18 protein-coding genes and 1 pseudogene are annotated in these 23,698 nt (G+C 74.0%); 1 reads left to right on the top strand and 18 read right to left on the bottom strand.

Translation table 11 applies throughout. The annotated features are described in order from the left end of the window. Positions 1-17: 17 nt before the first annotated feature. The 9 genes from modA to ACLQ2X_RS01140 all read right to left on the bottom strand — a co-directional run bounded on the left by modA (position 18) and on the right by ACLQ2X_RS01140 (position 8,943). On the bottom strand, positions 18-800 hold the full coding sequence (gene modA / locus ACLQ2X_RS01180) for a molybdate ABC transporter substrate-binding protein (protein ID WP_425679006.1): 783 nt from the start codon (positions 798-800) through the stop codon (positions 18-20). Then, entirely contained in the window at positions 797-1,198 is a 402-nt protein-coding gene (locus ACLQ2X_RS01175) for a TOBE domain-containing protein (protein WP_425679005.1), read from the bottom strand. The genes modA and ACLQ2X_RS01175 overlap by 4 nt, the downstream gene beginning before the upstream one ends. A 94-nt stretch (positions 1,199-1,292) precedes the next feature. Next, positions 1,293-3,383 (bottom strand): heavy metal translocating P-type ATPase, encoded by a 2,091-nt coding sequence (locus ACLQ2X_RS01170; RefSeq protein ID WP_425679004.1) that lies wholly within the window; start codon positions 3,381-3,383, stop codon positions 1,293-1,295. A 50-nt stretch (positions 3,384-3,433) separates the two neighbouring features. Beyond that, positions 3,434-3,910: a macro domain-containing protein gene (locus tag ACLQ2X_RS01165; protein ID WP_425679003.1), complete on the bottom strand. Its 477-nt coding sequence runs from the start codon at positions 3,908-3,910 to the stop codon at positions 3,434-3,436. Positions 3,911-3,940: 30 nt separating this feature from the next. Then, positions 3,941-4,321, bottom strand: a complete 381-nt coding sequence (locus tag ACLQ2X_RS01160) for a DUF1622 domain-containing protein (RefSeq protein WP_425679002.1) — start codon at positions 4,319-4,321, stop codon at positions 3,941-3,943. A 91-nt stretch (positions 4,322-4,412) separates the two neighbouring features. Then, complete coding sequence (locus tag ACLQ2X_RS01155; RefSeq protein WP_425679001.1) at positions 4,413-5,078, bottom strand: TcmI family type II polyketide cyclase; 666 nt, start codon at positions 5,076-5,078, stop codon at positions 4,413-4,415. A 57-nt stretch (positions 5,079-5,135) separates the two neighbouring features. Next, positions 5,136-6,362: a cytochrome P450 family protein gene (locus tag ACLQ2X_RS01150; protein ID WP_425679000.1), complete on the bottom strand. Its 1,227-nt coding sequence runs from the start codon at positions 6,360-6,362 to the stop codon at positions 5,136-5,138. Beyond that, positions 6,359-6,679 (bottom strand): putative quinol monooxygenase, encoded by a 321-nt coding sequence (locus ACLQ2X_RS01145; protein WP_425678999.1) that lies wholly within the window; start codon positions 6,677-6,679, stop codon positions 6,359-6,361. The genes ACLQ2X_RS01150 and ACLQ2X_RS01145 overlap by 4 nt, the downstream gene beginning before the upstream one ends. After that, on the bottom strand, positions 6,676-8,943 hold the full coding sequence (locus ACLQ2X_RS01140; protein ID WP_425678998.1) for an FAD-dependent oxidoreductase: 2,268 nt from the start codon (positions 8,941-8,943) through the stop codon (positions 6,676-6,678). Before ACLQ2X_RS01140 ends, ACLQ2X_RS01145 begins: the two co-directional genes overlap by 4 nt. A 191-nt stretch (positions 8,944-9,134) precedes the next feature. Here ACLQ2X_RS01140 and ACLQ2X_RS01135 point away from each other — a divergent pair. Next, positions 9,135-9,614 (top strand): annotated as a pseudogene (locus tag ACLQ2X_RS01135) (class I SAM-dependent methyltransferase); the annotation flags it as partial. Between the two features lie 342 nt (positions 9,615-9,956). On the opposite strand, the gene ACLQ2X_RS01130 reads toward ACLQ2X_RS01135, so the two are convergent. From ACLQ2X_RS01130 to ACLQ2X_RS01090, 9 genes are all read right to left on the bottom strand, one after another. Next, positions 9,957-12,647, bottom strand: a complete 2,691-nt coding sequence (locus ACLQ2X_RS01130) for a LuxR C-terminal-related transcriptional regulator (protein WP_425678997.1) — start codon at positions 12,645-12,647, stop codon at positions 9,957-9,959. A 92-nt stretch (positions 12,648-12,739) separates the two neighbouring features. Then, positions 12,740-13,630 carry an alpha/beta hydrolase family protein gene (locus ACLQ2X_RS01125; RefSeq protein WP_425678996.1) on the bottom strand — a complete coding sequence of 297 codons (891 nt, stop codon included), beginning with the start codon at positions 13,628-13,630 and terminating at the stop codon, positions 12,740-12,742. Between the two features lie 130 nt (positions 13,631-13,760). After that, positions 13,761-14,900, bottom strand: a complete 1,140-nt coding sequence (locus ACLQ2X_RS01120) for a glycoside hydrolase family 26 protein (RefSeq protein WP_425678995.1) — start codon at positions 14,898-14,900, stop codon at positions 13,761-13,763. After that, positions 14,894-16,771 (bottom strand): glycosyltransferase family 2 protein, encoded by a 1,878-nt coding sequence (locus tag ACLQ2X_RS01115; RefSeq protein ID WP_425678994.1) that lies wholly within the window; start codon positions 16,769-16,771, stop codon positions 14,894-14,896. Before ACLQ2X_RS01115 ends, ACLQ2X_RS01120 begins: the two co-directional genes overlap by 7 nt. A gap of 56 nt (positions 16,772-16,827) precedes the next feature. Beyond that, positions 16,828-17,985: a glycosyltransferase family 39 protein gene (locus ACLQ2X_RS01110; protein ID WP_425678993.1), complete on the bottom strand. Its 1,158-nt coding sequence runs from the start codon at positions 17,983-17,985 to the stop codon at positions 16,828-16,830. A gap of 159 nt (positions 17,986-18,144) precedes the next feature. Next, positions 18,145-20,469 carry a glycoside hydrolase family 3 N-terminal domain-containing protein gene (locus ACLQ2X_RS01105; RefSeq protein WP_425678992.1) on the bottom strand — a complete coding sequence of 775 codons (2,325 nt, stop codon included), beginning with the start codon at positions 20,467-20,469 and terminating at the stop codon, positions 18,145-18,147. Between the two features lie 33 nt (positions 20,470-20,502). Then, the gene (locus ACLQ2X_RS01100) at positions 20,503-21,369 is read right to left on the bottom strand and encodes a carbohydrate ABC transporter permease (protein WP_425678991.1); all 867 of its coding nucleotides are present in this window, start codon (positions 21,367-21,369) and stop codon (positions 20,503-20,505) included. Then, the gene (locus ACLQ2X_RS01095) at positions 21,366-22,364 is read right to left on the bottom strand and encodes a carbohydrate ABC transporter permease (protein ID WP_425678990.1); all 999 of its coding nucleotides are present in this window, start codon (positions 22,362-22,364) and stop codon (positions 21,366-21,368) included. Before ACLQ2X_RS01095 ends, ACLQ2X_RS01100 begins: the two co-directional genes overlap by 4 nt. Continuing rightward, positions 22,361-23,641, bottom strand: coding sequence for an extracellular solute-binding protein (locus ACLQ2X_RS01090; protein WP_425678989.1), 1,281 nt, complete (start codon positions 23,639-23,641; stop codon positions 22,361-22,363). Before ACLQ2X_RS01090 ends, ACLQ2X_RS01095 begins: the two co-directional genes overlap by 4 nt. Between the last annotated feature and the right edge of the window lie 57 nt (positions 23,642-23,698).

Below are 23,698 nucleotides of genomic sequence, written 5' to 3'. Positions count from 1 at the left end.
CCGGCGGGCGGCACGGCTCATCGGCCGGCGGGCGGCTGGAAGCCGGCGGCGGTGAGCACCGCCAGCCCGGCGTCGGAGCGGACGAAGTCGACGAACGCGCGGGCGCCGGCCGGGTTGCCGGCGGTGCGCAGCACCACGATCGGGTAGTCGTTGACCGCGCGGGCGGACTCACCGAACTCGACCGCCGCCAGGCCGGTGGCGGCCCGGACGTCGGTGCGGTAGACCAGCGCGGCGTCGACCTCGCCCAGGCGCAGCTTGGCCAGTGCGCCCCGGACGTCCTGTTCCAGGGTGGCCGGGGTGAGCCGGACGCCGGCCGCGTCCAGCGCGGTGCGCGCGGCGGCGCCGCACGGCACCTGCTCGGCGCAGAGCGCCACCGTCACGCCGGGGCGGGCGAGGTCGGCCAGGCCGGTGATCCGGGCCGGGTTGCCCCGGGGCACGGCGACGACGAGTTGGTTGCGGACCAGCACGGTGGACGGTCCGGCCGCCTCACCGGCGTCGGTGACCGTCTTCATGGTGGCCGGGGACGCGGCGGCGAACACGTCGGCGGGCGCACCCTGGATGATCTGGGCGGCGAGCCCGGAACTGCCACCGAAGTTGAACCGGACCGTACGCCCCGGGTGGGCGGCCGCGTAGTCCTCGCCGAGCCGGGTGAAGGGCTCGGTCAGCGACGCGGCCGCGAACACCGTCACCGGGCCGGCGCCGTCGGGACCGACCGGCTCGGCCGGGCCGCCGCAGCCGGTCGCGCCGAGCGCCACCACGAGCATTCCGGCCAGCGCGGCGCGGACCCGGCGTACGGTCACGGGTTGCTCCTCGCCCGGGGCGCGGCGGCGCGCTCCACCACCACGGTCGTCGACTTGATCACGGCGACGGCGACCGAGCCGACCTGCAGGTCGAGGTCGTCGACCGCCTCGCGGCTCATCAGCGACACCACCCGGAACGGTCCGGCCTGGATGTCGACCTGGGCCATCACGGTGTCCTTGACGACGGCGGTGACGATGCCGCGTAGCCGGTTGCGGGCCGAGGACAGCTCGGGATGGCCGGGGGCGCGGACGAACGCGGCCAGGTCGGCGCCGTCGAGCAGCCGGTGGCCGTGCTCGTCGCGGGTGGCCGGCAGCCGCCCGGCGTCGATCCAGCGGCGGACCGTGTCCGCGCTGACCCCGAGCAGTTCGGCGGCCTCGCCGATCCGGAACACCGTCACCGGCTTACCGTAGCTGGGCGCAGGTGCGGGCGGGAAGGGGCATATCCACTCGCACCCGCGAGGCGCCTGACGGATCGAGCCCCGGAAGTGCGGATCAGTCCGGGCCGAGCCGGACCCGGCGCAGCAGTTGGGCGTTGAGCGCCACCACGATGGTCGAGGCGGACATCAGCACCGCGCCCACGGCCGGGCTGAGCGCGACGCCCGCCCCGGCCAGCACCCCGGCGGCGAGCGGGATCGCGACCACGTTGTAGCCGGCCGCCCAGGCCAGGTTCTGCCGCATCTTCCGGTACGACGCCCGGGACAGCCGGATCACCCCGCCGACCCCGCGCGGGTCCGAGCCGGCCAGCACCACCCCGGCGGACTCGATCGCCACGTCGGTGCCGGCGCCGATGGCCAGCCCCACGTCGGCGCGGGCCAGCGCCGGGGCGTCGTTCACGCCGTCGCCGACCATCGCCACGGTCAGCCCGCGTGCGCGCAGGTCGGTCACCGCCTGGTCCTTGTCGGCCGGCAGCACCTCGGCGAGGACCTCGTCGACGCCGGGGCGGAAACCGAGGTCGGCGGCGACCGCCTCGGCGACCGGCCGGGCGTCCCCGGTGATCATCACGATCTTGCGTACTCCCAGGTCGCGCAGCTCGGCCACCGCGGCCCGGGCCTCCGGGCGGACCTGGTCCTCCAGTGCGAAGGCGGCCGTCACCCCGGGCTCACCGTCCTCGGGCAGCCGCACCAGGTGCAGCACCGCGGCGCCCCGGCCCGACCACTGCCCGGTCGTGCGGAGCAGGTCGTCGGGCACCTGGGCGTCGAGCTCGCGTAGCAGGGCCGGGCCGCCCACCGCCCAGTCGACGCCGTCCACCGTGGCACGCACACCCCGGCCGGCCAGCGCCCGGAATCCGTTCGCGGCCGGACGCCCCGGGTCGCCGCCGCGACCCACCGGACGCTCCGGGTCGGGGACCGGCGCGTCCGGGTCGGCCCGCCGGGCGGCGGCTGCGGCGACGAGCGCCCGGGCCAGCGGGTGTTCGCTGTCGGCCTCCACGGCGCCGGCCAGGGCCAGCGCGGTGGCAGAGTCCGTCGCACCCGTGGTGGCCACCCCGGTCAGGGTGTGCCGGCCGGTGGTGAGGGTGCCGGTCTTGTCGAACAGGACGGTGTCGACGGTGCGCATCCGCTCCAGCGCGAGCCGGTCCTTGACCAGGATGCCGGCCCGGGCGGACAGCGCGGTGGACAGCGCCACCACCAGCGGGATGGCCAGGCCCAGGGCGTGCGGGCAGGCGATCACCAGCACGGTCACCGTTCGCACCACGGCCTGGTCCGGGTCGCCGAGCAGCGTCCAGGCCACGAAGGTGACCAGGCCGGCGGACGCGGCCAGGTAGAACAGCAGCGCGGCGAACCGGTCGGCCAGTGCCTGGGCGCGCCCGCCGGAGGACTGCGCCTGCGCGACGAGCCGCCCGATGCCGGCCAGGGCGGTGTCGGCGCCGACCGCCTCGACGCGTACCCGCAGGGTGGAGTCGGTGGCCACGGTGCCGGCGACCACCTGGTCCCCGGCGGCGCGGGACACCGGTCGCGACTCGCCGGTGATCATCGACTCGTCCACCTCGGCGGCACCCTCGACGATCCGCCCGTCGGCCGGCACCCGGCCACCGGGGCGGACCAGCACCAGGTCGCCCACCCGCAGCTCGGCCACCGGCGTCCGGTGCGGCTGCCCGGCGTCGTCCAGCCGTTCGGCGTCGTCGGGCAGCAGCGCGGCCAGCGCGCCGAGCGCACCCCGCGCCTGCCCCACCGCCCGCATCTCCTGCCAGTGGCCGAACAGCATGATCGTGACCAGCGCGGCCAGCTCCCACCAGAAGTCCAGGTCGAACAGGCCGAGGCTGGTGGCGGCCGAGGCGAGATAGGCGACCACGATCGCCATCGAGATCAGCAGCATCATGCCGGGGGCGCGTTCGCGCACCTCCCGCAGCCCGCCGGTGAGGAACGGCCAGCCGCCGTAGGCGAACACCACCGTGCCGAGCACCGGGCCGACCGCGCGCACGCCGGGAAGGTCGATCGAGTAGCCGAACCAGTCCATCACCATCTGACTGGTGGCGACGATCGGCACGGTCAGGGCCAGGCTCAGCCAGAACCGACGGCGGAACTGCTCCGGGTCGTGACCGGCGTGACCACCGGCGTGCTGGCCGTGACCGGGTCCGTGCTCCATCCGGCCATCATACCCCCTGGGGGTAACGGTCGGCGCCACCTCGGCGAAGGTCAGGACCGGTCGTAGACGGTCACCGAAATCCCGCGCTCACACAACGCCCGCCGAATCAGCGGCTCGATCCGCTGCCACGAGCCCCCGGCCAGCCCGCAGCCGATGCGGGGCATGTGCACCGACGCGGCCCGCTCCTCGGCGTGCACCGCCAAGGCGTCCAGGCACCGCTGCACCGCGTCGTAGCGGATCGGCGGCCCGGAACTGCCCCGGCGCATCCCGCGTTGGCCGACCATGTTGGCCACCCACACCTCCGGCGCGACCCGCACCAGCCGGGTGGCGCCCAGCCCGAAGTCGTTGCCGGCCCGCTGCCGGTGCCACTGCCGGTAGTCGCGTTCCGGCTCCGGCCACCGCCGTGAGACGGCGAGGACGAAGCCCTTGCCCCAGCCGCCCAGGTCGTTGCAGACATGGGCGATGATCTTCGGCCCTTTCGCCTGTGGACTGGTGGCGTCACCGCGCACGATCCGGAAGTCCCCCATGCCGACATCCTGCCGGCCGGGTACGACGACTCAGCCCCGCGGTTGGGCCCCCACCGCCGGCTCCGACGACGACCGGCTCTGCCAGGGCCACCGGCCGTCCAGTTCCACCTCCAGCGAGAAGCTCAGGAACGTGCGGACCAGCACGATGAGCGCCAGCACCCCGACGCTGGTGAAGGTGGGCGACACCGCGACCGTCCGGATGATGTCCCCACCGACGAGGAACTCCAGGCCGAGCAGGATGGCCCGCCCGACCCCCTGCCGGTACGCCCGGTAGTGCGCCACCACCGCCCGGGTCCGGGCGCAGCGCACCGCGAACACCGCCGTGGCGACCAGGACGCCGACCGCGATGACCAGCACCCCGGCCAGGTCCAACAGCGTCCCGACGTGCTGGACGATCTGATTGGTCGCCACCCGCGCACCCCCGGAACCAGCCTGGCGCACCCCTTGCCACGGGAGGCGGTTTCCGCTCTCCCGCCACCCGGGCGGGAGCGCGCCGATCGCCTCAGTCCCGGGCCTGCCAGCGGTAGAAGACGGTGGCCAGCGAGTCCTGCGGCCCGTGCCACTTCTCCGGCCGGTACGGCTCGATGTACGGCCCCAGGTCCTGCATCACCTTGCCGAAGGCCGGCTCCTCGCCGTGCCGGTCCCGGGTGGCCTCGGCCGCCGACGCCTCCTGCTCCAGCAGGTGGACGTAGACGTCGTCGATCGAGTAGAGCCAGCGCCCGGTGACCCCCAGGTCGCGCGGCAGCGACCCGGCGTCGGACTCGGCGAACACGCGGGCCACGTCCGGCTCGGCGCCCGGCTTGATCCGCCCGACGATGACGGTGAGCGTGGTGTCGGCGGGCGGCTCGCCCTCGGGCGCCCAGTGGTAGAACTCCTTGGCCACCGAGTCCGACGGGTTCTTCCAGTAGCGCGGGTACGGCGTCACGTACGGGCCGATCTCCTCGGCGATCTTCTGGAAGGCGGGCAGCCCCCGGGTCTGCCCGGAGATCCTCGGATCCTGCTCGCGCTCGATCACGTGCAGGTACAGGTCGTGGTGCGACAGCAGGATCCGGCCGATGACACCCAGGTCCTGGGGTCGGGTGGCCTGGTCGTAGTGGCCGAAGACGTCGCCGACGACCTGCTCGCTGCCGGGGACCATGTGACAGACGATCACGTTGCGGAAGACCATGACTGCTCCTTCGTGGGTGGGGTTCGGACGGACGACGCCTCAGGCGGCTCAGGCGGCTCAGGCGGAGAAGGCCACCGGCAGTTCCAGCAGGCCGCGGAACGGCGAGGCGGCGGGCAGCCGGCGCACCTCGGTGACCGGGACACCGAGACGCAGCCCGGGCAGGCGGCGCAGCAGCGCGCCGAGCGCGAGTTCGGCCTCCATCCGGGCCAGCGAGACACCCAGGCAGTAGTGCACCCCGTGGCCGAAACCGAGGTGCGGCCCGCGGACCCGGCGCAGGTCCAGCCGGTCCGGGTCGGTGAAGTGGGCCGGGTCGTGGTTCGCCGCGTTGATCGCCACCCCGACGATGGCACCGCTCGGGATGCGTACCCCCTGGTAGTCGACGTCCTCGGTGGCCACGCGCGGGCTGGCCACCGGCAGCGGACCGTCGAAGCGCAGCAGTTCCTCGATCGCCGCCGGCAGCAGCCGGGGCGTGGCCCGCAGCAGGTCGAGCTGGTCGGGGTGGGTGAGCAGGGCCAGTACGGCGTTGCCCAGGAAGTCGGCGGTGGTCTGGTGACCGGCGAACAGCAGCAGGAACGTGGTGGTGACCAGTTCCGCCTCGGACAGCGTGCCATCGGTGTCGACGGCCCGGATCAGCGCGCCGATCAGGTCGTCGGCGGCGTCACCGCGCTTGGCCCGGACCAGGTCGGCCAGGTAGTGGTGCAGCCGCAGCTGGGCCTCCTGCACCGCGGCCCGTTCCTCGGCCGGCGGCCGGCTCGTCGAGCCGGAGGTGCGGATGACCTGGGTCCAGTCGAGCACCCGGTCGTGATCGGCCGGGGGCACGCCGAGCAGCTCGCAGATGACGGTCATCGGCAGCGGGATGGCGAAGTCGTGCATGAGGTCCGCCTCGCCGCGCGGAATCATCTTGTCGACGAGTTGGTCGACGATCACGGCCACCCGGGGGCGCAGCGCCTCGACCCGCCGGGGCGCGAACGCCTGCGACACGACCCGGCGCAGCCGGGTGTGCTCGGGCGGGTCGGAGTTGAGCATGTTGCGGTTCAACCCCTCCGAGTTCGGGCCGAAGATCCGCAGGTAGTGCTGACCGGGGCCGTACAGGTCCTTGGACAGCCGCGGGTCCGTCAGCGCGGTGCGGGCGTCGTCGAAGCGGGTGATCAGCCAGGAGTCGAAGCGCGGCGACCCGACCGGGCAGACCGGCCGCTGCGCCCGCAGCCGGGCCAGGGCCGGGTACGGGTCGGCCGCGAACGCGTCGGTGTACAGCTCGCTCGCCGGCACCACGTCCCCGGTCATCGCCCCTCCCCCGGCTCGCCGGCCACGCTGTGCAGCACCTGGTAGGTGTGCCGGTCGGCGGATTCCCGCAGCTCTCGGACGACGCTCAGCAGGCGGTCCCGGTGGCTGCTGCGACCGAACGCGTCCAGCCGTTCCCGGTCCACCCAGTCGCTTATGACCAGATAGCTGCGCGGGTCGTCGGCGTCGCGCACCAGGTCCTGGTGCAGGCAGCCGTCGAGGGTGCGGATCTCCTCGGCGGCGGTGAGCCACTCGGCCTCGAAACGCTCCTCGCAGCCCTCCCGGGTCCGCATCGCCAGCACCGTCCGGACCCGGCTCACCGGGCACCGCCGAACACCAGGTGCAGGTGCTTGCGCAGCGCGTCGGCGTCGACAGGCGCGCCCCGGAACCCGACGTGCCCGTCGGGGCGGATCAGGTACAGCCCGGTGCCGGCCAGCCCGTACCCGGCCCGGAACCGCCGGTCGGCGTCGCGCACCACAGGCGGGTCGGACAGTCGCGGCTCGTCGACGTCCGGATCGAGGAGCAGGTACGCGTCGAGTTCCCCGCCGGCCAGCCGGCGCGCGTCGGCGCACAGGCCGGTGAACGCGGCCAGCTGCGCCGGGTCGGCCGCGGCGTCGGCGTAGAGCAGGAGCGTGTGGCGGGTGCCCCGGGTCAGGTCGCGCAGTCGCAGCCGGTGGCCCACCCCACGCCGGCGCAGACCGTCGACGTCGGGGGCGAGGTCACCGGGGCGGGGCGCGTCGCCGAGCGCGGCCGGGTCGGCGACCGTCTCGCCGACGAGCGGGCTGTCGGCGTAACTGAGCAGCATGCCCATCTCCTGACGGAACTGCCGTTCCAGGTCGGCGCGGTCCAGTTCCTCGGTGCCCGCCATCCGCACCGCGCGGCCGACGATCTCCTCGCCCTCCGGGCGCCGCTCGGTCTCGTAGCTGTCCAGCAGCCCGGGCGCGGCGAACCCGCGTACCGCCAGGGCCAGCTTCCAGGCCAGGTTCCAGGCGTCCTGGATGCCGGTGTTCATGCCCTGCCCGCCGGCCGGCGGGTGCAGGTGGGCGGCGTCCCCGGCCACGAACACCCGGCCGTCGCGGTAGCGATCGACGATGCCGTGGCTGATCCGGAACACCGAGGACCAGCGCAGGTTGGTGGCCCGGGTGCCGGGCGGCGCGAGACGGTCAAGCGCGGCCTGCACGTCGTCGAGCGTCGGTTCGGCCAGTTCCTCGCTGAACCCCGGTGGCGCGTCCTGCCCGCCGGTCTGGGCGAAGAACCGGGGCGGGGCCAGGGTGGCGATGCGGTAGCGGTGCTCGCCGCGCAGCGGGACGCAGACCAGCATCCCGTCCATCTTCCCGTCGGTGGTGTGCAGGAACCGCAGCAGGTGTCCGTCGGGCATGTCCCAGTCCACGTCGACGTCGACGAGCATGAACAGTTGCGGGAAGCGGCCCAGCCCGCCGGTGAAGGTGAGACCGAGGGCCTGCCGCACCCGGCTGTGCGCGCCGTCGCAGCCGACCAGGTAGGCGGCGCGTACCGTCTCGGTGCCGCCGTCGGCGGTGCGGACGGTGGCGGTGACGCCGTCGGCGTCCTGGGTCAGGTCGGTCAGCTCGGCGCCGCGCCGCGGGCGCACCCCGAGGGTGGCCAGGCGGGCGGTGAGGATGCGTTCGGTCTCGTACTGGGGCAGCCCGAGGTGGGCGTAGGGCAGGTCGGGCAGTTCCCAGCTCATCCGGTGGGTCTGCGCGCCGTTGACGAAGACCGTGTTGCCGGTGAGCCAGATGCCGGCGTCCATCGCCTCCCGGACGACGCCCTGCTCCTCCCAGAGTTCCATGGTGCGGCAGTGCACCCCGATCGCCTTGTCGGCGTGGCCGGGCGGGGTGGCCAGCCGGTCGACGACGAGGCAATCGACACCCCGCCGGGCCAGTTCGACGGCGGCGGTCAGCCCGGTGGGTCCCGCTCCGACCACGAGTACGTCGGTTGTCCTGTGCACGTCGGCCTCCCTGCCGGTGGTGGGGTCTCGGCGGCCGTCCGGGTGGAGCACGACGTGGAACAGGCGGCGCCGGATGTCGAGAAGGAACGGTGCGATCGGCCCGGCCTGCGCCGAGGCGTGGGCCGGGTCGCCGATCCAGGCGAGGAACTGCGCGGCCCCGTCCCACTCGGCGAAGATGTGGTGGGTGTCCGAGCCGGGTTCGCGCAGCAGCTGCTCGCGGCGGTAGCCGGGTATCGCGGCCATCCGGCGCACCACCTCCGGGTAGCCGCGGTGGAACTCGGCGAGCCGGGCCGGCGGTACGGTCAGTTCCACGTCCACGTAGACCGGACCCTCGCCGTCGTCGTGCTCGCGCAGCAGCGGATAGCCGCCGTCGGCGTCGGGTTCGGTCAACGGCTGGAGCAGGTCGGCCAGGCGCGCCGCCACCGCGGAGTCCCGGTAGGCACGCAGCGCCGCCTCGTCGGCCCACTCGGTGACCACGATGAAGCCGCGCGGGTCGAGGGCGTCGCGCAGCAGTTCGTGCCGGAGGTTTCCGGCCAGTGCGCCGAGTTGGCCGGCAACCGTCTCGAAGGCGGGCCCGACGGCGGGTTCGCACCCCGGACGCGCGCGCAGCCGGAGCATCGTCCTGATCATGCCGCCCCCTCGGACCGTGCCGTCGTCGTGCCGCGACCCTGCCGCAGCGCGCGTCACCCGGTCGTCACCGTGGACCCGCCGCGCGTCCGCCCCCGGTGACGCCGGCGGGACGGACACTTATTGCAAAAGGTTGGCAACAAGCCTCGACAGGCTCCCCCGCGGTAACTATCGTCAGCCGTATGACTCCTTACGATCTGGATGCGCGCGCCTGGCAGGAGAGCTGGGACCGGCAGCAGGAGACATTCATGCCGGACCGGGAGCACCGCTTCGACGCGATGCTCGACGCCGTCGAGGCGGTCGTCGGTGACCGGCCGCCACGGGTGCTCGACCTGGCCGGCGGCACCGGCTCGATCAGCCTGCGGACGCTGGCCCGCCGGCCCGACGCCGAGGTCACCGTGCTGGACCTCGATCCGGTGCTGCTCACCCTCGCCACGGCCACGCTGGCCGGACGGGCCACAGTGGTGACCGCCGACTTCAACCGGTCCGACTGGGCGGCCGTGCTGCCGCACCGGGACTACGACGCGGTGCTCACCGCCACCGCCCTGCACTGGGTGGACGGTCCGCGTCTGACCGAGCTGTATCGCGAGATCCGCGACGTGCTGCGGCCCGGCGGCGTCTTCGTCAACGCCGACCACATGCCCGACGACACGACGCCGGCGCTCACCACCCTTCTCGGCGCACGGGCGAAGGCGCGGCGCGACGCCCGGCAGCGGGCCGGCGCGGCGCTGTCCTGGCCGGACTGGTGGGCGCAGGCGGCCGACGACCCGCTGCTCGGGCCGCTTGTGGAGAAGCGGCGGCAGATCTACCCGACCGGGCACAGCCCGGAGTGGAGCCCGCCCGCGGCGTGGCACCTGGACGCGTTGCGCGCGGCGGGGTTCACCGAGGCCGGCATGCTCTGGCGGGGCGGGGCGGGGCGGCGCGGACGCCGCGGTGGCCGCACTGCGCTGACGTCGGCGTGCCGCGCCCGGCCGCGGCCGATGCCACGGGCCGGTGCCCGGCGGTCAGGCCAGCAGGCGGGCCAGTTCGGTACGCGAGCGCACGCCCAGCCGGTGGAAGACGTTGCGCAGGTGGTGGTCGACGGTCCGGGTGGACAGGGACATCCGGGTGGCGATCTCCCGGTTGGTCGCCCCCTGCGCGACGAGCCGGGCGATGTGCAACTGCTGGCCGGTGAGCAACTGCTCCGGCCCACCCCGTACCGGCTCCACCGACTCCCCCGCCGCGCGCAGCTCCTCACCCGCCCGGTCGGCCCAGACGGTCGCGCCGAGCAGGGTGAACGCCTCCCGGGCCCGGTGCAGGTGGGCCCGGGCGTCGCGGGGGCGACGGCGGCGGCGCAGCTCCCGGCCGAACAGCAGCTCGGTGCGGGCCCGCTCGAACCGGTCGGTGTCGGCGGGGTGCAGCCGCAGCGCGATGTGGAACTCCCGTTCGGCCTCCGCGCCACCCCGGGGCGCGAGCAGGGCGCGGCAGCGGGCGGCCAGCGCCCGCCGGGCCGGGCTGGCCGTGCTGGCGGCCCAGTGGTCGAAGACGGCGAGCGCGGCGGTGGGCCGGCCGTCGTCCTGGACGGCGGCCTCCACCAGGTGCGGCGTGGCCATCACCTGCACCAGCACCTGCCCCCGGCCGGTGCCGGTACGGGCCAGCGCGGACAGCCGGGCGGTGGCGTCGGCGTACCGGCCGTCGATCAGGTCCAGCACGCCGAGCGCCCACCTGGCGTACGCGTCCGGACGGCTGCCCGGCGGCGCGTCGTCGCCGATCTCGGCGATCCGGGCCAGCGCCCCGGCCCGGTCGGCGCGCACCGCGGCCAGCACCGCGAGGATGCCGAGGTGCACCTGGGCGCAGGCGTGCTGGCCGGTGGCGCGCGCGGTCCGCACACCCTCCCGGGCGGTCCGGGCCGCCGCCTCGTGCCGGCCCAGCCAGTACTCGGCGACGGCGCGCAACTCCAGCGCCCTCGGCAACAAGGGCAGTTCACCGCGCGCCCGGGCGGCCTCCACGGCCTGGCCGGCGAGCCGGTGCGCGGGCCCGTCCACGGCCACCAGCAGCGCGGCGGCTGCGGCACACACGAGCGCGGCCGGGGTGAGCGCGGGTCCGGTCAGCCGGCCGCCGAGGACGACGACCCGGCGCAGCGCCGGGCCTCCGCGCGCGTGGTCGCCGCGCAGGGTCGCTCCGACACCCACCGCGAACGTGGCCAGCAGGTCGACCTCGGGCGGGTCGTCGGGGCGGCGCAACACCTCAGCCCGACGGGCCACCTCGGCATAGCGGTAGTGGTCGCCGCTGACGCAGATCGCCTCGCCGGCCCGGGCCAGCGCGAGCAGGGCGGTACGCCGGTCGGCGGGGGCGAGCGCGTCGGCGGCGGCCAGCAGGGTGGACACCGCCGCGGCCGGCGCGTCGCAGCGCAGCTGGATGTCGCCGCGCAGCAGTTCGGCCGGGCCGGACCCGGCGGGCAGCCGGTGCAGCAGCGCGCGGGCCTGTCCCGGGTCCCCGGCGGTCCACGCGCAGCGGGCGGCCGTGACGGTCAGTTCAGCCGCGCGTGCCGGGTCGACCGTCAACTCGGCGGCCCGGCGCAGGGCCACTGCCGCGGCGGCGCGGTCCGGCGCCCCGTCCACCGCCACCACGTCGGTGGCGGGCCCGCCGGTGGGGCAGTCGACCGCGGTGTGGCGCAGCGGGTCGCCGCCGAGCGTGCCGGCCAGCAGCAGATGCGCGGCGCGCAGGTCGGCGAGTGGCGCGACCGCCTCGATCATCGTGCGGGCGAGCGGGTCGGGGAAGGTGACCCCGCCGGGACCGGTCCGCAGCAGGCCGGCGGCCTCGGCGGGGGCGAGCGCCTCGACGGTCAGCCCGGCGGCCCATCCCGCCCGGACCAGGGTGCCCGGCTCGTCGGTGGGGTCGAGCGCGGCGAGCAGCACCATCCGCCGGGTGGGGGCGGGCAGCCGGTCGAGGCGGGCCCGGTAGGCCGCGGCGAGCGCCCCGTCGACCGGCAGGATGCGGGGCAGCGGCTCCTCGCCCCGCCACTGCGCCGGGGTGAGCGCGTCGGCCAGGTCGGCGAGCGCCGCCGGGCTGCCGCGGCTGAGCGCGGCCAGGCCGACGGCCACCGGTTCCGGCGGCGCGGTCCGCCGGTCGGCGAGCGCCGCGCGGCACTCGGGCGGGTCCAGCGGGCGCAGCCGGTGGGCGGGGATGCCGTCGACGCTCGCCGGTGAGGTCGCGGTGAGCAGCATCGCCACCGGCAGCCGGCGCAGCCGGCGGGCCACCACGGCCAGGGTCCAGGCGCTCTGCCGGTCGCCGAGGTCGAGGTCGTCCACGGTGCACAACAGCGGCCGCGCGGTGGCGACGGCGGCGAGCAGGGAGCGTACCGCCGCGGCCAGGGCCAGCCGCTGGTCGGTCGGGCAGCCGCCGCCGGTGAGCGTGCGTCGTAGCAGTCGCCGCTGCCGGGCCGGCAACGCGGCATCGGCGTCCAGCACCGGGTCGAGCAGGCGGTGCAGCCCGGCGTACGGCAGGGTCGCCTCGTCGGCCAGGCCGCCGCCGCTGAGCAGGGCGCGTTGCGGTGCCTGCCGGTGGGCGTACGCCAACAGGGCGCTGCGCCCGGAGCCGGGTGGGCCGTGCAGCAGCAGTGCGCCCCCCTCGACCCGGTCCAGCAGCCGGCGGACGGCGCCGCACTCCTCGTCCCGGCCCCACAGGTTTATATGCACTGGTGATGCAGAAACCATGTGTGCAGTGTCACTCATCCGCAACCGGTCGGCAACGACGAGAACACACCGGTGGGGTGGCCGACAGCTCGGCCACCCCACCGGTGTCGCCCTCAGGCGCTGGGACAGGTGTTGCGGTACTCGTCGATCGCCGACCCGCTCGGGCCGGGGCAGAGGAACTGCTCGTAGCGGGTGTCGTCATCGACGAACCGCTTCAACCAGGCCACCATCTGCTTCGCCGTGGGCGTGTTCACGGTCTGCGGGAAGAAGTGGCTGGCGCCGTTCAGCTCCAGGTAGGCCTTCTCCGACGATGCCGGGATGCTCGTGTAGAACGGGATCGAGTGGCTCGACACCGGGGCGACGCTGTCGCTCTCACCGCCGATGATGAGCGTCGGCACCCGCACCTCCGACCAGCTCTTGTCCAGGTTCCACGGCGCGAGCGGGACGGCGGCCTGCAGTGACGGCCGGGCCGCGGCGGCCTCCAGGCTGCCACCGCCACCCATCGAGTGCCCGGCCACGGCGAGCCGGGAGGCGTCGATGCGGCCCCGGACCGAGCTGCGCTGCGTGAGGTAGTCCAGCGCGGCCAGGAGCTGCCGGCCGCGACTGTCCGGCTGGTCCAGCCGCGTGTTGGTCTCGATGCCGATCACCACGAAGCCGTGCGAGGCGATCCTCGGCCCGAGCCAGCTCAGGCTGGACCAGGCGGCGGTGTAGCCGGGCGAGATGGCGATCGCCCCGAAGGTGCCCTCGGCGGTGCTGGTCGGGTAGTAGACGACGCCGCCGCCGAAGCCGGTGACGCTCAGCGACGAGACGTCGAACGACGTGGTGGCGAACGGGCCGCGGCTGGCCTCCAGGATGGCGCTGGTCGGCGCCGGGCCGCGCTCGTAGGGACTGGCGGCGCTGGCCGCGGTCGGCACAGCCAGGGCGCCGCCCGCGGCGAGCACGGCCGCCACGGCGAGCCGGGCCAGGCCACGGAGGGGGGTACGGGAACGGAGGGTGGTGGGCACGTCGGTCACTCCTTGCCAGAGGCGGAATTACATCGACATGCGTCAGCATCGGCGGCTTGTCCGGTCCGCGCATCGGTGAAATCACCGGTCCCCGCCGTGACCGGGCCGGGCAGCGCGCCCCGCGACCGGGTCAGACCCCGGTGCGCGGTCGCATCGACGGCGACCAGGTCACCTCGTAGCGCTCGTCGGCGACCGACTCGGCGAACGCCGCCGCCGCGGCGGGCGTGTCGGTGATCCGCCAGTCCTTCTCCTTGTCCACCTCGAACCAGATCAGCCCGATCAGGTCCGGGTAACGGGGCAGCGAGCGGAACGCCTGACGGATCCAATTCGGCTTGTCCGCGCCGGTGTCACCGGCCACCCCGGTCTCGGTCACCACGAGCGGCTTGCGGCTGACCGCGCGGATCTCGGCGATGGTCGGGCCGAAGATCTGGTCGAAGGACGTGTACCTGGTCCAGGCGCCGTGACCGAAGTAGCCGGTGATGCCAACCCAGTCGACATAGTCGTCACCCGGGTAGAGCGTGGCCAGGCCGGTGCTCTTGTTCCACCTGGCGTTCGGACTCCAGACCCAGACCGCGTTGGTGACCCCGGCGGCCGAGAACACGTCGTGCACGTGCCGCCAGGCCCGCACGTACTCCCCGGGCCGGTTGCCGTTGGCTTTCTCCCCCCACGGGTACCACCCACCGTTCATCTCGTGGGCGAACCGGATGGCGACCGGGTAGTCCAGTGACTTCACCCCCTCGGCCCACGACCGCAGGTAGCCGTCGAAGTCACCGGCGATGATCCGGGCCAGCCGGTACTGCGGCTGGCCCGACCGGACCTTGTCGATCTGGCGGGGGGTGAGTCCGCTGCGCCGGGCTGCCCGGTCCACCGCGTGGTCCCACGGCTCCCAGCCGAGCATCGGCATCATGCCCCGGTCGGCGATCCGGTCGAACAGGCTCCGGTCGAACGCGGCGGACGCCCAGTCCGCGCCGAAGAGCATCACCTGCGGTGCCCGTCCCGCGGCCGCGGTGAACCGGTCGACGGGCGCGAAGTCGTACGGCCCCGCGTCGGTCATCAGACCCACGAACGCCCGGCCGGCCGGCGGGAACGGGACCGCCGGGCCGGTGGTGGGCGTCGCCGAGGCGCCGGGTGTCGCCGACGCCTGCGGGCCGCGTGCCGCGACCTCGGTGCCCGGGTCCCGCCCCACGCCCGGCGCCACCACGAAGGCGTACCCGAGCAGCAGCACGCCGGCCAACGCCAGGCCGACCCGGGGAACGGTCGGCCTCAGCACGGCACACCGCCGTCGGCCACCGCCCGCGCGGCGGACGGTCGGTCCGCCACCGGCACGACCTGCCGCCGGCGTCGGGTCCGTAGGTTGTCCAGCGCGGCGATCAGCGGGGGCGTGAGCCCGGTGAGCAACGTCAGCACCGGCCAGACCCGCAGCAGCGGGTGGTCGGTGCCCACCGCGAAGCTCACGCCGAGCAGGCCGGCGGCGGCCACCGCCCAGCACAGGTGCAGCCGGAAGGTGCGCAGCGACTCCACCGTGCGCAACGCGCCCTTGGCGGTGACCACGAAGCCGAGCCGGCGGCGCAGCAGCGCGCCCGCCGCCGCGGCCACGTAGACCGGGCCGGCGAACAGGGCGAGCGCCATGCCGGCCAGGCCCACCTCCTCCCGCTCGTGCGGGGCGATGTTGAAGCGGCGCAGCCACAGCCAGAGCAGGAACCAGGTGCCGATGGTGGTGGCCCACAGCGTGGCCCAGACGCGCGGGTCGAGTCGCCCCGCCTCGACGCCGGTGAGCAGGTAGAGCGCGGTGGCGGCGTTGCCCAGCAGCAGGCTCACCGCGACGCTCGGGTAGTAGAACTGGAGCAGGCGGTACTGCCAGCGGCGGCGGGCCGGCAGCGTACGCGGGGTGCGTAGCTCCGGCCGGAGCAGGATCTCGCAGATGCCGGCCGCCCAGCGCCGCTGCTGGTTGAAGTAGTCCGCCCAGGAGGTCGGGCCCTCGCCCAGCGCCACCACGTCGGGGGTGTAGACGCCCTTCCAGTGGCGGCCGGTGGCCGGGTTGACGGCGGCGTGGATCCGGATGCTGGTCAGGTGGTCCTCGATGATCGAGTCCTGGTAGCCACCGATGGCCTGCCAGGCGGCCGGCCGGTAGAGGTGCCCGGTGCCGGTGAGCAGTGGCGCGTCCAGGCCGTTGCCACCGCGGGCGATCAGGCCGTTGTAGAGGTACTGCTGCACCGAGGCGCCGTGGGCCACGAAGTTCTGGTGCATGTTGCCGTAGACCTGGGGGGTCACCACGAACGCGACGTCCGGGTCGCGGAAGTAGCCGAGCGTGCGTTCCAGGAGGTTGGGCAGCGGCACGTGGTCCGGGTCGACGTTGGCCACCACGTCGTAACGGTGCTCGTGCTCGGCCCGCCAGGCGTTGTGGTTGCCGGATTTGGTGCGGGCGCGGAACTGCCCGCCGGGCTGGTTGTACTCCGGCCGTCCCTTGCGGGTGAAGTGGCGTACGCCCAGCCGCGCCGCCATGGCCCGCACCGCCGGGTCGTCGCCCTCGTCGAGGATCCACACGTCGACCTGTCCGCAGTAGACGATCTCGCGCAGCCGGCGCAGGGTCCGCTCCGCGACATCGAGTGGTTCCTTGCTCGGCACGATCGTGGTGAGCAGGGCGACCCGCATTCCGACCGGCGGGTCGACCGGCACGGGGTCCTTGGCGTGGAAGGCGAAGACCCACACCACCGCGTTCTGGGCCAGGCGGATCAGCTCGACGCCGACCACCACGCAGAACGCCAGCCGCGCGGCGGTGGTCTGCCAGCCGCCGAGCCCGACGACGCCGGGGCCGGGCACGTGCCGGGGCAGCAGCAGCCAGCCGACGAAGAGCAGCCCGGCCGCGCTGTTGACCAGCACGAGCAGCGTCAGCACCAGCCGCGCGGGAACCGAGGCTGCGGGGCGGAACCGGACCGTCGCGTCCGGGCCGCGCGGCGGGCGCAGCGGCCCGGCGGTGGCCCCGCACCTGGCGTACGCCAGGCGGGCCCGGACGTTGCGCTGCCGCCGGTCCGCGTCGGCGCCGGTGGGCGGGCCGGTCGGCGGGACGGCCGCCGGACGGCGGTCGCCCGGTCGGGTCACCGGTTCGGCGCGGGACAGGCGTGTATCGGCGGCGACGGCCACGTTTCCCCCAGGGTCTGCATCCGGCTCACCCGGACGACGGAATGCTAATCCGGTTATTACTCGCAAAAGGTGCGAATGAGGCAGATATCCACCAGTCGACTGGCCGTCGGCGCCACCTCGCCGGAGATCCCCAGCAGGGCGACCAGGACCAGCCCCGCCACCGCCCACGGCGGGCGGGCCCGGGACAGCGCCGCCGCGCCGAGCACCGCCCAGGCCGGCAGGGTGAACACCAGCGCCGCCGGGGACCAGACCGCGGCGACCTGCGCCACGGCCAGCAACCCCAGCGCCGGCACCAGCGCCCAGGCGGTGCAGACCGCGGCGGCGTACCGCAGGGGAAGGCTGAACAGGGCCAACCCGAGCAGGACCGCGCCGATCGCGGCGACCCCGAACAGCTCCCGGGGCGTGGCCGCCAGCACCGCCGGGTCGGCGCGCACGCCGGGGGCCACGCGTCCGCCACCGCGCACTCCGGCACCGAGCAGCGCGGCGAGCGCGAACACGCCCGGCGCCACCGCGGCCAGCCACCGCACGGCGACCCGGCGCCGGAAGGCGAGCACCACCCAGCCGTGGGCGGCGAGCAGCAGGAGCGCCACCGGTTGGCAGAGGCCGAGCAGGAGCACCGCGCCGGCGTACGGCACGAGCCGGCGGGCGCGCGGCCGGTCCAGGGCCGGCACCAGCAGCCAGGTGGCGAGCACGGCGGCGAACACGGCCAGCGCGTACGGCTGGGCCTGCTGCGCGTACCCGGTGGTGGTGGGCAGCGCGGCGAACAGCGCGCCGGCCAGCACCCCCGTGCCGGGGGTGAACATCCGGGCGGCCAGCGCCCCGACCAGTGCCGCGGCCCCGACCATCGCCAGCAGGGACAGCACGCGCAGGGCCGGCGCCCCCGCGCCGAACAGTTCGGCCCAGCCGCGGGCAAGCAGGTGGTACGGCCCGAGCGTGACCTCGGCACCGCTCAGCGCGGACCCGGGGCCGGACCAGGGCGACCCGGCGGCGCGCACGGTGGGCAGCTCACCGGCCCGCAGGCCGGCGCCGATCCCGACAACGCCGAGCGCGCCGGTCAGCAGCGCCGGTAGCAACCAGGCGGCGATCCGCCACCGGGTGGCATCGGCCACCGGGCGGGCGGGGCCGCGGCGCGGCCGATCCTCGCCCCACGGATCCTCGACGCCGACGTCCGCCGGCCCGAGCCGGGGCAGGACCATGGTGTCCGCGTCCATCATCGTGACTCACGCATCCCTGTGGGTGCCGGCGACGGGGGGTCCAGCCGACCGGATCACGGCCGGACGACACCCCGGAGCCTACTGAGTCAAAAAGGGCAAAGACGCTGATATGGGACTAAACGGTCCACCGGTCGCCCCCGAGGGCGACCGGTGGACAGCTCAGCTGATCGCGGTCGTCGTCCAGCGCGGCGCCGCGGCGGTGACCTCGACGGTCGAGCCGGTCAACGTGGTCCGTGCCTGGGCGTCGCGGCGCGCGCTCGCGCCGACCCACACCTCGACGTCCCCGGGCTCCACCACCCGGGTCAGCGTCCGGTCGGTGAACGCCAGACGGGTGGTGGGCACGGTGAACTCGACAGTCGCCGACGCGCCCGGCTCCAGGCGCACCCGCCGGTAGCCGAGCAACTGCGCCACCGGCCGGGTCACCGAGGCCACCAGGTCACGGCCGTAGAGCTGCACCACCTCGGCACCGGCCACCGGGCCGGTGTTCGTCACCCGCACCGAGACGCGCAGCGCCCCGTCCGTAGCCACCGCCACCGGCACCGTCAGGTCCGCGTACCCGAACGTGGTGTAGGACAGCCCGTGCCCGAACGGCGCCACCGGCGTCGCCGGCAGGTTGGTGCCGTTCATCCCCTCCCCCAGCTCCGGGTGCAGGTACGAGTACGGCTGCGCGCCGGCCGAGGCGGGCAGGGTGACCGGCAGCCGGCCGGACGGGTTGACCCGCCCGGAGAGCACACCCGCGATCGCCCCGGCGCCCTCCTCACCCGGGAAGAACGTCTGCACCACCGCGGCGCACCGGGACAGCGCCCAGCCCAGCGCGTACGGGCGGCCGGTGAGCAGCACCAGGACGACCGGGGTGCCGGTGTCCAGCACCGCCTCGACGAGCTGGCGCTGCACGCCGGGCAGCTCCAGGTCGTCCCGGTCGCAGCCCTCGCCCACGGTGCCGCGGCCGAACAGGCTGGCGTGGTCGCCTACCACGAGGACGGCCACGTCGGCGGCGGACGCGGCGGCGACCGCCTCGTCGAACCCGGACCGGTCCGCGGAGTCCACCTCGCAGCCGGCAGCGAAGGTGACCCGGTCGGCGCCGAACTCGGCGCGCACCGCTTCGAGGACGGTCGGCACCTCGATGCCGGTCTCCACGCCCGGGTGGTGGGCCAGCACGTGGTTGAGGAACGAGTAGCAGCCGAACAGCGCGCCCTGCCGGTCGGCGTTCGGGCCGACCACCGCCACCCGGCGGCCCGCCGGCAGCGGGAGCACGCCCTCGTTGGCGACCAGGACGACCGACTCCTCGGCGAGCCGGCGCGCGATCGACCGGTGCTCCGGCGAGTCGAGGTCGACAGCGCCCGGCGGCTCGTCGTCGAACGTGGCGTCGAGCAGTCCGAGTTCCTGCTTCTGGCGCAGGACGCGCAGCACCGCCCGGTCGACCAGCGCCTCGTCGACAGTGCCGGCCCGCACCGACTCGGTCAGGGTCAGGAAGGCGTCGCCGGTGGGCAGTTCGATGTCCAGGCCCGCGGCCAGCGCCTGCGCCGCCGCGTCCGCGTTGTCGGCCGCGACGTGGTGCAGCAGGTTGAGGAAGGCGACGCCGTAGTAGTCGGCCACCACGGTGCCGTCGAAGCCCCACCGCTCCCGCAGCAGGTCGGTGAGCATGGTCGGGTCGGCGGCGACCGGCACGCCGTCGATCTCGGCGTACGAGTGCATGACGCTGCGTGCGTCGCCGTCGCGGATCGCCATCTCGAACGGCGGCAGCAGCACGTCGGCGAGTTCCCGGGGACCGGCGTGCACCGGGCCGAAGTTGCGCCCGGCCCGGGAGGCGGAGTAGCCGGCGAAGTGCTTCAGCGTCGCGAGCACGCCCTGCGACTGGAGTCCTCGCACGTACGAGGTGCCGATGGTGCCGACGAGGTACGGGTCCTCGGCGATGCACTCGTCCACCCGACCCCAGCGGGGGTCGCGGATCACGTCGAGCACCGGGGACAGGCCCTGGTGGATGCCGAGCGCCCGCATCGACGCCCCGATCGCCGCCGCCATCTCGGTGACCAGGTCGGGGTCGAACGCCGCACCCCAGGCCAGCGGCGTCGGGAAGGTGGCGGCCTTCCACGCCGACAGGCCGGTGAGGCACTCCTCGTGCACGATCGCCGGGATGCCCAGGCGGGTGCCGGTGACCAGGCCCCGCTGGAACTTCCACAGCCAGGCCGCGCGCGACTCGGTGTCGACCGGGCGGGTGCCGTAGACGCGGGTCAGGTGGCCCAGCCCGTGCCGGGAGAAGTCTTCGAGCCGGCCGCTGTCGGCGAACTCGCCCTGCAGGGGCGCGACCGCCTCACCGTCCTCCTTCTCCCAGAAGCCGATGATCTGCGCGACCTTCTCCTCGATCGTCATCCGGCCGAGAAGTTCCCGTGCGCGTGCCTCGCCGGCGTCGCCGCCCGGTCGGCCGTGATCCGAACCCGCCGCCGCCGGCGCCGGTCCGTCCACCACCGCGTGGACCTCAGTCATGGTGTGCCTTTCCACTGGTTGTGCTGGTACCGCTCAGCCCTTTACCGCGCCCTGGAGGCCACCGACGATCTGCTTCTCCGCCAGGGTGAAGAACAGCAGCGCGGGCAACATGGCCAGCGAGGTGAAGGCGAGAACACCTGCGGTGTCGGTGCTGTACTGGCTGGAGAAGTTCTGCACGCCCAGTGGCAGGGTGTGCAGGTTGACGTCCCCGAGGACGAGCAGCGGCAGGAGGAACGCGTTCCAACTCGCCACGAACGCGAGGATGCCGACGGTGACGATCGCGGGCCGCGACAGCGGCAGCACGATCCGCCAGAGGAAACCGAGCCGCCCGGCCCCGTCGATCGCCGCCGCGTCCTCCAACTCCCGGGGGATGGCCGACAGGAACGGCCGCAGGATGACGATGGTCAGCGGCAACGAGAACGCCACCTGCGGCAGGATCACCGCGTAGTAGGAGTTGATCAGGTTCAGGTCGCGCAACATCAGGTAGAGCGGCAGGATCGCCGCCCCGGCCGGGAAGAGCAGGCCGAGCGTGAAGAAGGTGTAGAGCGTCTCCCGGCCCCGGAAGCGGTACCGGGCGAGCACGAAGGCGGCGGCCATGCCGAGCACCACCACGCCGAGCGTGGTGCCCAGCGCGACCACCGCGCTGTTGAATGCCTGCCGCCAGAAGCCGCTCTGCGTCAACACCCGGGCGTAGTTCTCCCAGACCCACGGATCCGGCAGCCCGGCCGGGTCGTCAACGATCTGCGGCGTGGTCCGGAAACCGCCGACGACGACGTACACGACGGGGGCGATCGACACGGCCGCGACCGCGAGCGCCAACGCGTACGTCAGCGGCGTGCCCCACTGCACCGGCCGGCGCCCGGCCGGCCGGGCGGCAACGGTGTTCACGGCCACGGTCACTTCCCCCTTCGGGTGATGGCACCCTCGATGTCACGGCTGAGCAGGAACCGCTGGAACAGCAGCGCCGCGACGAACGAGATCGCGAACAGGATGACGGCCACCGCGTTGCCGTAGCCCCAGAGCCGGGCGAAGAACCCGTTGTCCACCATGTACGTGGCCATGGTGGCCGAGGCGCCCAGCGACCGCACCGCGGGCACCGAGGTCACCCAGACCATGTCGAACACCTGCAACGAGCCGATCATGGACAGGAACATCCAGATCCGGATCGTCGGACCCAGCAGCGGCAGCGTGACGTGGCGCTGGATCTGCCACCAGCTCGCGCCGTCGATGGCCGCGGCCTCGTTCAGCTCCGGTGGCACGTTGGACAGACCGGCGAGCAGGAGGATGATGGCGAAACCGACGTACTTCCAGGTGAGGACGAACAGCAGCGTCCAGATGACCACGTCGAGGTCGGCCAGCCACGGCTGCACCAGCCCGCCGAGCCCCACCGAGCGCAGCAGCGCGTCGAGCGTGCCGTTGTCGGTCAGGAGCAGCTTCCACATGATGCCGACCGTGACCTCGGCCAGCACGTACGGCACGAACGCCAGCAGGCGGAACGCCCCGCGCCCGCGGAAGCTGCGGTTGAGCAGCAGAGCGACGGCCAGGGCGACCGGCCCCTGGATGAGCAGCGATCCGAAGACGATGATCGCGTTGTTGCGCAACGCGTCGAGGAAGATCGGGTCCTGGAAGGCCAGGGTGTAGTTCTTGAAGCCGACGAAGTCGGTGGGCGGGCCCACCCCACGCCAGCGGAACAGGCTGTAGTAGAACGCGAAGCCCATCGGCACGAGCACGAACGTCACGTAGATGATGACGGCCGGGGTGGTCAACCCGATGATCTCGTACCACTTGCGGCGGGTCTCGGCGCGGCGGGAGGCGGCGCGGGCGCCGGACCGGAGGCCCGCCGGCGGCGCTTGCGCGCCGTCGGCGGGCGTACGGGTCTGGGATGCGGACGTCACTTGCTTGCGGCCGCCTTCATGGCCGAGACGACCTTCTCAGGTGTCCCGTTGCCGGCGAAGATCGCGACGATCGCGTCGTTCATCGCGCTGCCGACCGTGCTGCCGAAGGCGGTGTCCAGCCAGAGCTGCACGTAGGTGGCCTCGGAGGTGGCCTGGAGGATGGACTTGAGGGCGGGGTCGCTGACCCCGTCCGCCGCGCCCTTGGCCACCGGCAGACCGGTGCCGGTCGCGGCGTAGCCCTTCTGCACCTCGGGGCTCACCAGGTACTTGAGGAACTCGACGCACTCGGCCGGGGCGTTCTTGGCGCAGGCGAACCCGTCGCCACCGCCGAGCGCCGCCTTCGGGTCACCGGCGGAGCCGGAGATCGCCGGCACCGGGAACCAGCCGATGAACTTGCCCAGGGCCGCCTTGTCCGTGGCGACGGTGTCCAGGGTGCCCCGGTTCCAGTCGCCCATCAGCTCCATCGCCGCCTTGCCGTTGGCCAGCAGGCCGTTGGCGCTGGTCGGGTCGTTCTGACCCGGCGTGGCGATGAAGTTGTTCTGGAACGGCTTGGTGTCGATGAAGGTCTTCAGGTCCTGGCCGGCCTTGACGAAGCACGGGTCGTCGAAGGTGCGGTCGGTGGAGGCCTTCTTCAGCGTGTCCACCGAGCAGGCCCGCAGCGCGAAGTTGTACCACCAGTGCGCGGCCGGCCACTTGTCGCCGGCGCCCAGGGCGATCGGCACGACGTTGATGGCCTTGAGCTTGGTGACCGCGGCGCTGAGTTCCTCGAGGGTGGTCGGCGGCGCGGTGATGCCCGCCTTGGCGAACAGGTCCTTGTTGTACCAGACGCCCTCGATGCCCATCCGGTACGGCAGGCCGTACTGCTTGCCGTCGACCTGCCAGATCTCCGCGGCGTTGCCGATGTCGGCCACCTCGGTCTTCACCTGGTCGGTGATGTCCTTGAGGTAGTCGGCCTCGACCTGCTCACGCATCTCCCCGCCACCCCAGGCCTGGAAGACGTCCGGCGGGTCGTTGCTCAGCAGCGCGGCGGGCAGCCGGGTGCGCTGGAGCTGGTTCGTCTCGATCGCCTCGATCTCGATCTTGACGGTCGGGTGGGCCGCGGAGAAGTCCTTGGCGACCTTCTCCCAGTAGGTCTTGCCGGGGCCCGCCTGGGAGGCGTTGTGCCACCAGGTCAGCGTCACCGGGTTCTTGTACAGCTCGCTCTGGGACGCCTCTTCCTCGTCACCGCCGCCGCTGCAGCCGGCGGCCAGCAGGACGCTTGTCATAAACAGTGCCATCACGGCACCAGCACGACGCTTCATCGCCATAGATGTCTCCTCGACCACTTAGTCGGG

This window comes from Micromonospora sp. DT31, from assembly GCF_049841795.1.
GTDB lineage: Bacteria > Actinomycetota > Actinomycetes > Mycobacteriales > Micromonosporaceae > Micromonospora.
This window is presented reverse-complemented; position numbering and strand designations above follow the sequence as displayed.

Coding starts and splice junctions, on each gene's coding strand:
- ACLQ2X_RS01170 (WP_425679004.1), bottom strand. CDS start 3,383: ATGGAGCACGGACCCGGTCACGGCCAGCACGCCGGTGGTCACGCCGGT.
- ACLQ2X_RS01165 (WP_425679003.1), bottom strand. CDS start 3,910: ATGGGGGACTTCCGGATCGTGCGCGGTGACGCCACCAGTCCACAGGCG.
- ACLQ2X_RS01155 (WP_425679001.1), bottom strand. CDS start 5,078: ATGGTCTTCCGCAACGTGATCGTCTGTCACATGGTCCCCGGCAGCGAG.
- ACLQ2X_RS01150 (WP_425679000.1), bottom strand. CDS start 6,362: ATGACCGGGGACGTGGTGCCGGCGAGCGAGCTGTACACCGACGCGTTC.
- ACLQ2X_RS01140 (WP_425678998.1), bottom strand. CDS start 8,943: ATGCTCCGGCTGCGCGCGCGTCCGGGGTGCGAACCCGCCGTCGGGCCC.
- ACLQ2X_RS01130 (WP_425678997.1), bottom strand. CDS start 12,647: ATGGTTTCTGCATCACCAGTGCATATAAACCTGTGGGGCCGGGACGAG.
- ACLQ2X_RS01110 (WP_425678993.1), bottom strand. CDS start 17,985: ATGATGGACGCGGACACCATGGTCCTGCCCCGGCTCGGGCCGGCGGAC.
- ACLQ2X_RS01105 (WP_425678992.1), bottom strand. CDS start 20,469: ATGACTGAGGTCCACGCGGTGGTGGACGGACCGGCGCCGGCGGCGGCG.
- ACLQ2X_RS01090 (WP_425678989.1), bottom strand. CDS start 23,641: ATGGCACTGTTTATGACAAGCGTCCTGCTGGCCGCCGGCTGCAGCGGC.